This is a genomic window from Enterococcus sp. DIV1279b (assembly GCF_050531515.1).
Classification (GTDB): Bacteria; Bacillota; Bacilli; order Lactobacillales; family Enterococcaceae; genus Enterococcus_D; species Enterococcus_D casseliflavus.
The window spans coordinates 3,148,884-3,162,168 of the sequence record NZ_CP172891.1; the positions used below are offsets into that span (position 1 = coordinate 3,148,884).

Annotated in this window: 14 protein-coding genes; 3 read left to right on the forward strand and 11 right to left on the reverse strand. The window is 43.6% G+C overall.

All coding sequences use genetic code 11. The annotated features are described in order from the left end of the window. Positions 1–62: 62 nt before the first annotated feature. On the reverse strand, positions 63–551 hold the full coding sequence (locus IGI71_RS14880) for an immunoglobulin-like domain-containing protein (protein WP_333718764.1): 489 nt from the start codon (positions 549–551) through the stop codon (positions 63–65). A 205-nt stretch (positions 552–756) separates the two neighbouring features. On the opposite strand from IGI71_RS14880, the gene IGI71_RS14885 reads away from it, so the two are divergent. Both IGI71_RS14885 and IGI71_RS14890 read left to right on the forward strand, forming a co-directional pair. Next, a complete protein-coding gene (locus IGI71_RS14885) occupies positions 757–1,032 on the forward strand; it encodes a hypothetical protein (RefSeq protein WP_430615865.1) in 276 nt (91 codons plus the stop codon). A 50-nt stretch (positions 1,033–1,082) separates the two neighbouring features. Continuing rightward, the gene (locus IGI71_RS14890; protein ID WP_005228002.1) at positions 1,083–1,913 is read left to right on the forward strand and encodes an NUDIX domain-containing protein; all 831 of its coding nucleotides are present in this window, start codon (positions 1,083–1,085) and stop codon (positions 1,911–1,913) included. 145 nt (positions 1,914–2,058) lie between these two features. Here the strand turns inward: IGI71_RS14890 and IGI71_RS14895 are convergent, their stop codons facing one another. Genes IGI71_RS14895 through opp3b form a run of 5 tightly spaced genes read right to left on the reverse strand, consistent with a single transcriptional unit; the run spans position 2,059 to position 7,077 of the window. Next, positions 2,059–3,057: an RNA-guided endonuclease TnpB family protein gene (locus IGI71_RS14895; protein WP_430615867.1), complete on the reverse strand. Its 999-nt coding sequence runs from the start codon at positions 3,055–3,057 to the stop codon at positions 2,059–2,061. A 30-nt stretch (positions 3,058–3,087) separates the two neighbouring features. Next, complete coding sequence (locus IGI71_RS14900) at positions 3,088–4,026, reverse strand: ABC transporter ATP-binding protein (RefSeq protein ID WP_005227998.1); 939 nt, start codon at positions 4,024–4,026, stop codon at positions 3,088–3,090. 14 nt (positions 4,027–4,040) lie between these two features. After that, positions 4,041–5,093: an ABC transporter ATP-binding protein gene (locus tag IGI71_RS14905; RefSeq protein ID WP_216593164.1), complete on the reverse strand. Its 1,053-nt coding sequence runs from the start codon at positions 5,091–5,093 to the stop codon at positions 4,041–4,043. After that, a complete protein-coding gene (locus IGI71_RS14910) occupies positions 5,093–6,136 on the reverse strand; it encodes an ABC transporter permease (RefSeq protein WP_005227994.1) in 1,044 nt (347 codons plus the stop codon). The genes IGI71_RS14905 and IGI71_RS14910 overlap by 1 nt, the downstream gene beginning before the upstream one ends. Next, entirely contained in the window at positions 6,136–7,077 is a 942-nt protein-coding gene (opp3b, locus tag IGI71_RS14915; RefSeq protein WP_005227991.1) for an oligopeptide ABC transporter permease, read from the reverse strand. Before opp3b ends, IGI71_RS14910 begins: the two co-directional genes overlap by 1 nt. Before the next feature lie 84 nt (positions 7,078–7,161). Between opp3b and IGI71_RS14920 the strand changes: the two genes are divergently transcribed. After that, positions 7,162–7,497: a DUF3899 domain-containing protein gene (locus tag IGI71_RS14920; RefSeq protein ID WP_005227990.1), complete on the forward strand. Its 336-nt coding sequence runs from the start codon at positions 7,162–7,164 to the stop codon at positions 7,495–7,497. Positions 7,498–7,597: 100 nt separating this feature from the next. Here IGI71_RS14920 and IGI71_RS14925 read toward each other — a convergent pair whose 3' ends face one another. From IGI71_RS14925 to rlmN, 5 genes are all read right to left on the reverse strand, one after another. Further along, positions 7,598–9,259, reverse strand: a complete 1,662-nt coding sequence (locus IGI71_RS14925) for a peptide ABC transporter substrate-binding protein (protein WP_333718767.1) — start codon at positions 9,257–9,259, stop codon at positions 7,598–7,600. Positions 9,260–9,702: 443 nt separating this feature from the next. Further along, a complete protein-coding gene (gene pcp / locus IGI71_RS14930; protein WP_005227979.1) occupies positions 9,703–10,350 on the reverse strand; it encodes a pyroglutamyl-peptidase I in 648 nt (215 codons plus the stop codon). 30 nt (positions 10,351–10,380) lie between these two features. Continuing rightward, positions 10,381–11,301, reverse strand: coding sequence for a DUF979 domain-containing protein (locus IGI71_RS14935; RefSeq protein ID WP_005233677.1), 921 nt, complete (start codon positions 11,299–11,301; stop codon positions 10,381–10,383). Next, on the reverse strand, positions 11,302–11,985 hold the full coding sequence (locus IGI71_RS14940) for a DUF969 domain-containing protein (RefSeq protein ID WP_010749105.1): 684 nt from the start codon (positions 11,983–11,985) through the stop codon (positions 11,302–11,304). Positions 11,986–12,180: 195 nt separating this feature from the next. Beyond that, positions 12,181–13,248, reverse strand: coding sequence for a 23S rRNA (adenine(2503)-C(2))-methyltransferase RlmN (gene rlmN, locus IGI71_RS14945; RefSeq protein WP_275853967.1), 1,068 nt, complete (start codon positions 13,246–13,248; stop codon positions 12,181–12,183). Positions 13,249–13,285: the final 37 nt, after the last annotated feature.

Here is a 13,285-nt window from a genome sequence, read left to right on the forward strand (position 1 = left end):
GCTAGTGAGGGAGTTGCTTCTTTTTTCTGATCGTTTTGTGTCTTCCAAGCGGCAACTAGCGATTATTCGATCATAAATTCTATCATCAGCGTTTGTGGTCCCTCTTCTTCAATGGTCACTTCTTTGATCAAGCGATAGGTTCCTTTCGGCAAGGTGCCAAAATACTCCGGCCAATTGATTAGTAAAGTTGTTTGACTGTGGACAGAGGCATAAAGACCGATGTCTTGAAAAACCACGTCTTCTTTAAAAAGGAGTTCCCGCCATTCATCCCCCTCGAAAACATCCACTGCAAAATAGTTGTCGTAGATCACCCTCTGATCGGAATGATTGTACAGTTTGAAGCGTCCGGATGTTGCTGTGCTGGTTTCCACTTCCAGACGAAGGGTTGCTTGTTGAGGGAATGGGGGCCCCATAAACGTATCGGCAGGGACTCGATTGACACTTTGCCCAACCATCAAATCCGTCGGCTGCTCTTGCAGCTGACGGAAACGGGTACAGCCACTAATGATCAACAACAGCAATAGAAAAACGAGAAACTTGATCGTCTTCACCTCTTTTCCCCCTCTCGAAAGAATTCTCTGCGGCTCGCCTTCTTTCCTCTAGTATACCTATTTCGTGCCTTTTCAGCAGCATTTCTAGTCATTTATTGCTTTTTTTGAGAAAAAGGATCTGAAAAAGCTTCTTGCAGACGGGCTTTGATTAACAGGTGCTTCTTTTGCTATAATGAGGAAGACTTCACTTATAGAAAGGAACGCTATGACTCGAAAAAACAAACAGCATTTTTTGCTTTTAACTGTGCTTTCTGTGGGACACTTGCTTTTTTCAACCACAAGTTACCCCTTTTTGTTTGCGTACTTCAATAGCCATGATTATGCTGCGCTCTTTGCAACAGCGATGGCAGTCCTCCGTGTGCTTTTTTTGCTCTGGATCGCTCTTTGGGGCTATTCAGCACTCAAGGAACACCCGCCGTCTTCTTGGCTTTATCTCGTATTATTTTTCCTTAATTTGATCGTTCCTTATTTTTTCCGTTAAGGAAAACCGTCGCGTTCAGCTACTTACTTTATCTAAGGCAGGAGAAACCAATGAAAGAATTTACCTCAAAATCAGCTGAAAAACACTACTATGAAAAAGAAGCGTCAGAAGCAGAGTTTCTTACATGGTATCAGGCGCAAGATCAGCCGAAATACGAGAAACCTTCCGTAACCGTCGATATGGTTTTGATGTGTTACAACAAAGAAGAAGAACAATTAAAAATTGCGCTGATCCAAAGAAAAGGCCACCCTTTCCGTAATTCTTGGGCATTGCCGGGAGGCTTCGTCAATCCCAATGAATCGACGGGGCAAAGTGTGATCCGTGAGACGCAAGAAGAGATCGGGGTCACCATCTCCAAACAAAACATCGAACAGCTGCATACCTTCAGCACCCCAGATCGCGATCCTCGCGGTTGGGTGATCACCGTCAGCTATTTGGCTTTTATCGGTGAAGAACCCTTAAGTGCCGGTGACGATGCGAACCAAGTACGCTGGTTCTCTTTAGAAAGAAAAGCCAATCAAATTTATTTGACCAGCGGCGAGATCGAGATCATTCTTGACCTAGTGACTGGCGCCTCTGTTGGAAAAGATACGTTGGCTTTTGACCACAGCGCGATCATCCTCAAAGCTTTCAAACGGGTTGCCAACAAGATGGAACACGAGCCACAAGTGCTGCTCGTGTTAGGCAAAGACTTTACGATCACGGAAGCCCGTAAAGTATTCGCCAAGTTTTTAGGGATCGATTTTAAAATGATCGATCATTCCAACTTTAAAAAATCCATGCTCCAATATTTTACGGAAGTTGGCGAAAAGCCCGTCGGCATCGGGCGTCCCTCAAAGATCTATCGCTTAAATGACGCATTTTTAGGTGACAAAATGTAAAAAAATACAACCCCCTGTCAGACCATAGTTTGGCAGGGGGTTGCTGGTTAATCATAATTAGTGAACGTGGTTCCTAGAAACAAAAATCAGAAAGATTTTTTCTATACCCTAGGCGATCCCTGGCGTTCCTTCCAGTTCAAGCGGCTCAGCTGCTCATTTCGCCTGAGAGCCGTTCTAGCTTCTGTTGGTCCTGCGTATCCAACGTGACAAACTGCAGTTCTTTGCCGTACCACTGCGCTTTGTACTGGATTTTGCGAACGAATTGATGCCAATCACTGATGCTGTAATGACCAGCTTTTAAAACCGTATCTTCTGCGATTTGTTCCAAATAGATCGTATCGTACTGTTTTACGAGATGGTAGCTGACTTGATCGATGAATTCCCGCTTTTGACAGCAGTGAAAACGATAAAGGCGAGCGACCTTTCCTTTTAGCTTCTGATAATTTCGCGCCTGGGTCAAAAGGATTTTTTTCCGTTTGACCGCCGTCGCTTTCACCTGAAGCTTGCGTTCTGCTCGCGTCAGCTTTTGCTTCGTTTGGATGGCATGTTCACAGGTGATGGGTATCGGCTGGTTGGCTTTGACCAACTGCTGCGGATCATAAACAACAGCGACAGAGGCTTGCTGCTTCGGCAATGGCGGGATCTCTTCCAAGCAAAGGATCGAGATGTAAAACTCTTCGTTGTTTTTTGCTGAGATCGTTGCCGATTTGATCTTCCCTTTGATCGCCCGATGCTTTTTTACGGGAACCAATGTTTTAAGCTTTGGCAGCTTGATTTGATCGTCTTCAAAATAAATGGTGTGCTGCTGATTATTGGTGGTATACGATTGCCAGATACTTTTTTTGGTTTTCATTTTTGGAAAGCCAGCCCGCTTTTGAAAGTAATTTCGAAACGCTCGGTCCAGATTCCGTTGTGCATTCGCCAATGCCAAACTATCGGTCTCCTTCAAAAAAGGATACTCCTTTTTTAGTTTGGCTGGCGTCAACCCTTGCTTTGCTTCATTGTTGGCCAGCTCCTCCATCTTTGCCTCCAGCAGTTGATTGTACGTAAAACGTACACAGCCGAAGGTTTCGATGAAAAACTGTCTTTGCTGTCCATTAGGATAGATCCGAAATTTGTATGCTTTTAAAACACCCAGTTTCATCTCCTCCTAACACTCCCTATACCTTTGACGCTAGTTCCCCTTTTTTTGTGCTAACTTTTCTTGATAGATCTTGGCTTCTTTTTTCGTGGCATAAACGAAATGTCCTGGTGCGATCTCTTCCATTGCTCGCTCTTGGTTATCGTTTGGTTCGCTGACGTATTTGATCCGTTTGCGTTGACGCTCATGGTCAGGATCTGGCAGCGGAATCGCTGATAAAAGACTTTCAGTATACGGATGGACCCCGTAATGATAGATTTCATCGCTGGTGCCTACTTCTAGCAGTTTGCCGTTGTGCATCACGCCGATCCGATCGCTGATGTGTTTGACCATCGATAAATCATGGGCGATAAACAAGTACGTCAATTTATGTTCTTCTTGCAGATCTTGCAACAAGTTGACGACTTGGGCTTGGATCGAAACATCCAATGCCGAGATCGGTTCATCACAGATGATGAATTTTGGATCGACAGCTAACGCGCGGGCGATCCCGATCCGCTGACGTTGTCCACCTGAAAATTCATGAGGATAACGGGTCCCGTGACTTGGGTTTAGTCCGACGGTTCGCAAAAGTTCATCCACCCGATCATTGCGTTCTTTTTCATTTTTGGCTAGTCCGTTGATATCGATCCCTTCGGCAATAATGTCCCGAACTTTCATCCGTGGATTCAAGGAAGCATAAGGATCTTGGAAGACCATTTGAACTTCTCGACGAAAATCAGCCAGTGGTTTCTTGCCTTTGATTTTCATAACATCTTGTCCATCAAAAAGAACTTCGCCTCCGGTAGGGTTATTCAAACGAATCACTGTCCGTCCAGTAGTCGATTTTCCGCTTCCGGATTCACCGACTAGACCAAAGGTTTCCCCTTCATAGATTTGGAAGGAGATATCATCGACGGCTTTGACTTCGTCTTTGCGGCCAACGTTAAAATATTGTTTGAGATTCTTTACTTCAAGTAAAACTTTTTCCAACCGTTTCTCCTCCTTTAGACAGATGCCTGAGTATTTTTTTCTTGGAATTTTTTCCAGCGAATCAAGATCTCATCCGGCGGAGTCACTTTCGGTGCTTGTGGCGCTAACAGCCAAGTGGCCGCTTTGTGCGTCGGTGAGACGTCAAAGAATGGCGGTTGCTGTTCAGCATCGATCTGCAAGGCAAACTCGTTCCGTGGATAAAAAGCATCACCTGTTGGCGGATCTAACAAATCTGGAGGTGAACCAGGAATCGCGTACAAGCGATCGCCTGTTCCTTCTAACGTCGGCATCGAACCTAACAAGCCCCAAGTGTATGGATGTTGTGGGTTATAGAAGATCTCTTCTGCGGTCCCCACTTCGACGATTTTCCCACCGTACATCACGGCCACCCGATCCGCCACATTGGCAACGACCCCTAAGTCATGGGTAATGAAGACGATGGACGAATTGATTTTCTTCTGGATATCTTTTAATAACTCTAAGATTTGTGCTTGGATCGTTACATCCAATGCAGTCGTTGGTTCATCTGCAATCAAGATCTGCGGGTAACAGATCAACGCGATCGCAATGACGATCCGCTGCCGCTGACCACCAGAAAATTGATGCGGATAATTTTTCAAGCGTTTCTCAGCATTCGGGATGCCGACAAGGTTCAATAGTTCCAACGCTTGTCGCAAGCCTTCTTTTTTACTGATTTTGTTGTGCTTCATCAATGATTCTGCTACTTGCTTGCCAATCGGCATCGTTGGGTCCAATGAAGTCATTGGATCTTGGAAAATCATGGCGATTTCCTTGCCACGGATTTTTTGCAGTTCTTTTTCGGATTTTTTCAAAATGTCCGTCCCATTGAAGAGGATCTGGCCATTATCGACATTGGCATTGCTGGCTAACAACCCCATGATACTGCGGGTCGTCACGGACTTGCCGCTCCCAGATTCGCCCACGATCGCCAAGGTTTCTCCTTTGTATAGATCGAAACTGACATCGCGGATCGCTTGGACTTTCCCAGCAAAGGTGTCAAAAGAAATTTCTAAGTTTTTCACTTCTAAGACTTTTTTCATAGCAATCACTCTTTCATTTTCGGATCAAAGGCATCACGCAAACCGTCTGCCAGCAAGTTGAACCCAATCATAATCACAGACAAGGTCACAGCTGGTACCCACATTTGGTAAGGCAGGAACAAGAAGGTTTTGTAGCCATCGCTTAGTAACATCCCTAAAGATGCTGAAGGTGGTTTTAATCCTAGCCCAATAAAGCTTAGGAAGGCCTCGAAGAAAATCGCCGAGGGGATACTGAACATCATTTGTACGATGATCACGCTGGAAATATTCGGTAATACGTGTTTCATCGCAATCTTGAGGCGACTTTCCCCCAGCGTCGTTGCGGCTAAAACGAATTCTTGATCTTTTAGTTTCATCGTTTGGGCCCGTACGATCCGCGCCATTGGAATCCAGTTAGTGATCGCCATTGCTGCCACGATCGAGAAGATCCCAGGTTCAAAAACCACCAACATCAAGATCATTACCACTAAGTTGGGAATACCAGATAAGATTTCTAGAAAACGTTGCATCACATTATCGATCCGTCCACCTAAAAGACCAGAGATCAGGCCATAGGTTACACCAAAGATAATGTCAAGCATTGCCGCGATAAACGCGATCAACAAGGAAATACGTGTTCCTACAAATAGACGACTCAATAGGTCACGCCCCAAGCCATCCGTTCCTAAAAGGAAATACGTCCCGTCAGGAACATTGGCAGCTGCATACTTATCTACTAGCTCGCCTCCCACCATCGCATAGCCGTTTAAGCCATTGATGTTGATACCAGGAATTTTCGGCGGCAGATTTGTAAAGGTCACATTTTGCGCAGTTGGATCATGTGGCGAGACAAAAATCGTAATGATTGAGATCGCGATAATGATCAGCAACAAAATGATTGAGAAGACCGCGGCTTTGTTCTTTTTCAAACGACGCCATGAATCTTGGAAAAACGTTAATGAAGGGGTTGCGATCGCTTCACGCTCTTCATTGGTATTTTTTTGTAACGGTTGAAATTTGGCTGCATCGATGGCAGCAACATCATTTGCTGTGTAAGGTTTCTCTGCCATTAGCCACGACTCCCTTCTGAAACTCGGATCCGCGGATCAACGATTCCATATAAAATATCAACAACAAGAATAACAAAGACCAACATTGCGGAATAAAGAATTGTTACCGCCATGATCGTTGGATAGTCATTGGTCATGATTGATTTTACGAACTGTTCACCGATACCTGGGATCGCAAAAATATTTTCTACGACAAGAGAACCCGTCATCAAACCGACAGCTAGCGGCCCTAACAGCGTTAATAACGGAATCAAACTATTCCGCAAACCATGCTTGAAGGCAATTTCCCAGCGGCTTAACCCTTTTGCTCGTGCCAACTCGACATAATCACTATGCAGCACTTCCACCATCTCGGTTCGAATAAACCTGGCGGAATCCGCTAATGGCGACATCGCCAAGGCGACGGTCGGTAGGATCGTGCTGGCAAAAGTCTCCCACTTAGCAATCGGTAAGATCCCTAGTTTGATGGCAAAAATGTATTGCAGCAACACGGCAAAGACAAAGTTAGGGATCGAACGTCCTAAGATCGCCACTAAGGTAGACGTTGTATCGATCCAAGTATTTTGTTTCATCGCAGAGATCGTTCCTAAAATGATCCCAAAGAACGTACCAAAGATGATCGCTTGTAGCCCTAGTTGCAGTGAAGGTCCGATTCTTCCTGATAATAAATTCGCTACTGGCTGGTTTTTAAATTGGAAAGAGATCCCAAAGTCACCTTTTAGTAAATTGGTCAAATAAAGCCAATATTGGGTAATGATCGGTTTGTCCAATCCTGCTTGCTCATTTAGCAAGGCAATTTGTTCTGGACTTAATTTTTCAGCATTCGTATATGGTGTTCCTGGCAAAAATTGCATCAAGAAAAAGGTGATCGTGGCAATCAGCCATAATGTTAAGACCATGTAGAACACTCGTTTCAATAAATATTTCAAAAAGCTGTTCACGCAGTTTCCCCCTTAAGTATTTTGACTTCTATTCAATAATTATGTAAATTAACATAGTACGAATCATTAAAAAGGAGTCAGATCATGAAAATAAAAAAAAGTAGTGGGCTCATACCCCTCCTATGCCTCGCAATTTCTGGCGGATGGTTAGCCATAAAAAATGAATTTTCCATAGCAGCTCTTTCAGATGCCCTTTTCTTGTGGGCGCTGTTCTTTTTGATCATTGGCGGTTTTTTATGGGTATTTGCTTCTGGTTTCTTTGACCATTTTCAATACTCCATGAAGAAAGCTTTTTCCAAAAATAAAACAGATTATCTGAAATTATCCCAAGTCGGCAAACAGAGCTACGCCTTTTGGTTATGGCCTGGTGTCTTCTTGTTATTCCTTTCATTGCTCTTTTTAATGATTGCTACTAGTTAATTTCATTCTTATAGTTTTACTCATTGAAATGAGAAGCAAAAGGCTGAGACAAGAAATTGTCCCAGCCTTTTCTTCGGCATTTCAAGTCAACTACTCGTGATTATTCGATTGATGTCCACTTGTAGTCGTATTGTGCGCCCGCTGCGTGAGCAACAACACCTTTGACTTTTGTTGCACGTAAGTGTGCTTCCGCTTTTTGATAAACTGGAATGACACCTTGTTCATTCATAATGATTTTTTCTGCATTGACTAGATCTTCCCAACGTTTGTCAGGGTCATTGGCATTGGTCGTACCCGCTGCTTCAACTGCTGCATCGTATTCTTCGTTGCTCCATTGCCCACGGTTGTATGAGTTGCCTGTCGTAAACAAGTCAGTAAAGCTACTTGCATCGGCATAGTCAGCACCCCAACCGCCCATTACTGTATCAAAATCACCAGCGTTTGAACGATCCAAACGAACAGAGAATGGTACTGGACTTAACGTGACTTTCACACCGTCCAATGTTTTTTCGATCGTATCTTGCAAGTACTCAATGATTTTCTTCGTTGAGTCTGTATCAGAAGCTAAGATATCAAATTCTAATGAATCGATCCCTAATGCTTCTTTTGCTTTTTCCCAATGTTCTTTGGCTTGCTCTTCATTGTATTCAATGACGCTGCCAGCTGCTTCCGTGAAGTCCGTATGATCGCCAGGGCTGAAGGTCATACCTTCTGGTACCAACCCAGTTGAAGCAATCGAACCATCCCCTAAGATCGATGTCACTAAGGCATCACGGTCGATCGCATAAGAGATCGCTTTACGTAAGTTTTCGTTACGGAAAGGTGAATCTTCATCACGTTGGTTCAATTCTAGGTAAGAAGTCGTTGCTTCTGGTTGAGAAACGAAGGCTTCATCGTTAGCCATTTGTTGCGCTAATTCACCTGTTAGGATGACATCATCTGCTTGACCATCTTGGAAAAGGTTCAAGGCAGTTGAGGATTCTTTCACGACGCTTACGTTGATCGTTTGTAATTTAACAGTATCTTTGTCCCAATATTGGTCGTTCTTTTCATAAGCCCATTCCGTATCCGTTCCTGGTCCATCAAACCCAGTCAAGACAAACGGTCCATTATAGACAGCATTGTCGCTAGTTGACGCATATTGATCACCATTTTCTTCTACCACTTTTTGATTTTGTGGGAAGAAGGATGGGAATGCTAATAAGTAGTCAAAGTAAGGTGTTGCTTTTGCTAGGGTGATTTCTAATTCATAATCCCCCACTGCTTTGATGCCTAGCTCTGATGGATCCGTATCGCCTGCTGTGATGGCATCTGCGTTCTTAACTGGTGAAAATAGATACGCGTATTCTGATGCTGTTTCAGGTTTGACTGTCCGTTGCCAACCATAGACGTAATCTGCTGCTGTAACAGGGTCACCATTTGACCATTTCGCATCTTCACGTAATTTGATCTTGTAAGTCAGTCCATCCTCGCTGACTTCAGCTGCTTCAGCTGCACCAGCAGGTTGTGGTGTACTGTCAGCATCCAAACGATACAGTCCTTCATATACATTGTTCAATGCACTGAAGCTGATCGTATCGGTTGCTAATGAGAGATCCGCACTTGGCATTTCTTGTGAAACCACTACGTTAAACACTTGTTCTGCACTGCTGTCGCCGCTTGCTGCTGTGTCATTGCTTGAACTACTTGTTCCGCCCGTTGTACAACCGGCTAACGCCACGCCACACACAGCCACTAAACCATAGGCCCATTTATTCTTCATCCTGTCCTACCCCTTAATTGAATTAATTTTCAGAATAATCATGCGATTTCTGAAGTTAGATAAGATTTTAATTAATAATTATTAAAAAAGCAATCCTTTTTTCGATAAAAAACACCTCTGGCAGAAAGTTTTCTTGGTATTTACTTACCTTACTCTCATCAAACATTCGTTAAATGCTATTTTTCCTTTCTTTATTTATAAGAAACAAAGCAAAAAAAATAATAAAAAAACATGGTTAAATGTAAATTACATTCGTTTTCTGTCTTTCTTTTTCATTTGATCCGTCAAAATGAGAAATGTCTGATAGAAGGGTAAACATACAGAAATCGCCAATGATTTTTATCAAAACAGGCCAAAAAAAGACCTGATCGCATGCTTGCTGATCAGGTCTTCTCGCCTTAAAGACATTTGTTTCATCCCCGAAAGGATGTCCTCTTTAATGATTAATGGATCGCGCCGCCAATTGCTTTTAGATCTTCTTTGTCGGCATAATCAACGATGGCTTCCACCGCTGCAGTCAATCCTTTGGCGATGTCTTCGATGCTCATTGCAGGCTGTCCTGCTTTATCGACGACTTGCTGAGGAATAAACGGTACGTGGATAAAACCACCCTTCATTTCAGGGTATTTTGTATCGATCATGTATTGTACTTGATACATGATGTGGTTGCAGACGAAGGTTCCAGCAGTATTAGAAACGGCTGCAGGTATTCCTGCTTTTTTCATGTTTTCTACCATTGCTTTGATCGGCAGTTGTGTGAAGTAAGCAGGCTTCCCTTCTGTTTGGATCGCTTCATCGACGGGTTGATTGCCTTCGTTATCAGGAATCCGGGCATCATCCACATTGATCGCCACTCGTTCTGGTGAGATGGCAAACCGTCCACCCGCTTGGCCAATGTTTAAAACGACATCTGGGTGGATCTCTTCAATTTTCTCTGCGACGATCGCTGCTGATTTCCCAAATACAGTGGGGATCTCTGCTTTCACGATCTGTGCACCATGAATTGTATCTGGCAGTAATTTCACTGCTTCTAAGGCAGGATTGATTGCTTCTCCGCCAAATGGATCAAATCCAGTAATTAATAGTTTCATTTCCATCATCCTTCCCTCTTTGTTTTACCACTAAAATGCCCAAAAGTACATTAAAGCGATGTGGATCACTAACAATAATAAAGCAATTGGGGCTTGTGCTTTAATGACACCATTGGGGTCTTTCATCTCTAACAAGGCCACTGGCAGTGCATTGAAATTGGCTGCCATCGGAGTCAGCAATGTGCCACAAAAACCAGCGGTCATTGCCAATGCACCAGCAACGACTGGGTCGCCGCCTTGCGCCATCACAAAAGGTACACCGATGCCTGCAGTAATAACGGTAAATGCCGCAAAACCATTTCCCATAATCATAGTAAAGATCATCATTCCTAAACAGTAAGCCACGACACCGATAAAACGATTGCCTTCTGGCACGACACCAGAGATTCCTTGAGAAATCACATCACCGACACCAGCAGCGTTAAAAATGACACCTAATGCTGCTAATAACTGCGGCAAGATACCGGCAGTTCCGACTTGACGAAGCATTCGATCGGAATCGTCTAGCACTGTTTTTGGTTTAGCGGAAGTCAACACGACTGCCAACAAGAGTGCTAAGATCGATGCGATCCCGATCCCAACTTGGCCCCCTAATGGCGTATAAGAAATCACTACAGCGATCAATGCTAAACTGATACATGGCACGAAGATCGTACTACCGATCCGTTTAGCCGATGCTTCTGCTTTTTCATCATCCACGTCCACGATTTTACCGATCTGTACTTGTTTGAAGAAGGTCAAACAGCCCATCAAAACGATCAAAATCCCGTCCACAAGATACGGCAAGAAATTCCCGAAAGCAAAGACGACCCCTAGCAGTAACCAAAAGGCAGAAGTGCCTAATCGGGTGGGATGATCCGCTTCACGAAAAACCCGTACAGCCGTCATGATCGACAGCAATCCGATCAAGATATAAAAGAATTCCAGTAATCCGTTAACGATTCCTTCCATCTATTTGTCCTCCTTCTTGCCATATTTTTTTGCTAATTTACGATCAAAGAGCAGGTTCGACAATGTAGCAATGACTAAGACGATCAATGCGATCGGCAATGAGGCTTGCGCGATCGAACTAGCTGCCACATCGTAGCCAAGAGATTGCAATGTTCCTACGATCAATAGCACACCAGAAGCAGCCACGAAGGTATTTTGCGCAAAGAAATTCCCGAAGTTTTCGTTAGCGGCAGCCCGAGCTTTGATTTTTTCCTGATCTTTTTCATCCAGTTCCCCAAATTTGTTTTCCCCAGCAGCTTGCGCCATCGGGTTAACGATCGGGCGGATAAATTGTGTATGTCCTTGGATCCGAATAGAGAAAAAGCCAGCAAGTTCTCGAATAAACAAGTACAAGCTCAAGAACTTCCCTGGTGTTAAGCCTTTGATCTTTTCAATCAATATGACTGCCTGCTGCTTCAAGCCAAAACGTTCTGACAAGCCGACCATCGGTAGTGTCAGTAAGAACAATGTAACGAGTCGATTATTGACAAACGCTTCTCCTAACATTGTTAAAAAATCAACAACAGAAATCCCCGACACAAGCGCGGTGACAAAACCAGCAACGATTACGACAGCAATAGTATCTAGCTTCAGCAAAAAGCCGACTAAAATAACTAGAATACCAATTAATTTAATCCATTCCATCAAATCATCCTTTCACGATAAGTTATTTTTAATGGATACCAGCTTTTAGTATAATCTATTTTTTTCTTGTAAAACAATGTTTTTTGAATTTTCTTTCGAGGAATACGCTTTCTTTAATGTGTTTTTTAATTACTTTGATAGTAAATAACAAAAAGAAGAACTGCGCTTGTGCAGTCCTTCTTTTGCTTTTTACGTTTAAGAAGCGGAGGCTTCTTTTTTCATTTGTTTGCTTCGCAGCTGTCCGCAAGCTGCGTCGATATCTGTCCCATGTTCTTTACGAATCACGCAATTGATGCCGTTTTTCTTTAAAATGTCATAAAAGGCTAACACATCCGCTTTTTTACTTCGAGCGTATTGGTCATGTTCATTCACTGGGTTATATGGGATCAAGTTGACGTAGGACAATTTCTTTTTATCCTTCAATAAAGCTGCCAACTGACGGGCATGTTCTGGCCGGTCATTGACATGATCCAGCATGATGTACTCAAACGTGATCCGACGATTGGTTTTTTCTAAATAATAATCGACTGCTGCCATCAGCTTTTCAATCGGGAAACTCCGATTGATCCGCATCATGGAGGTTCTGACTTCGTTATTTGGGGCATGCAGCGAAATCGCTAGGTTCACTTGCAAGCCGTTCTCCGCAAACTCTCTAATTTTATGCGCTAAGCCGCTGGTTGACACAGTAATATGCCGCGCGCCGATCGCTAAGCCTTTCGGGTCATTGATGATCTGTAAGAAATGCATCACATTGTCATAGTTATCAAAGGGTTCGCCGATCCCCATGACCACCACGTGAGAGACTCGTTCCCCCTCATTGCGTTCATCAAAATAGTGTTGTACTAACATGATTTGAGCCACGATCTCGCCTGCCGTTAAGTCTCGTTGCTTCTTTAATAACCCACTGGCACAAAACGTACAGCCGATGTTGCAGCCGACTTGGGTCGTCACACAAACGGACATGCCATATTCTTGACGCATCAAGACCGTTTCAATCATGTGATTGTCTGGCAATTGGAATAAATACTTGACGGTTCCGTCACTGGCTTCTTGTACCACCATCTGTTTCAGAGGATTGATCACAAAGGCTGCCGACAGTTTCTCAATCAAAGGTTTCGGTAGGTTGGTCATTTCTTCAAAGCTGGTTACTCGTTTTTCATAGAGCCACTCCCACACTTGGTTGGCACGGAATTTCTTTTCATTTTGTTCAGTTATCCACAAAGATAGATCTGATTTGGTAAGTCCATAAATCGATGGGTTCACTTTTTTCCCTCTTTTCAAACTAGTCGCTACATACTAT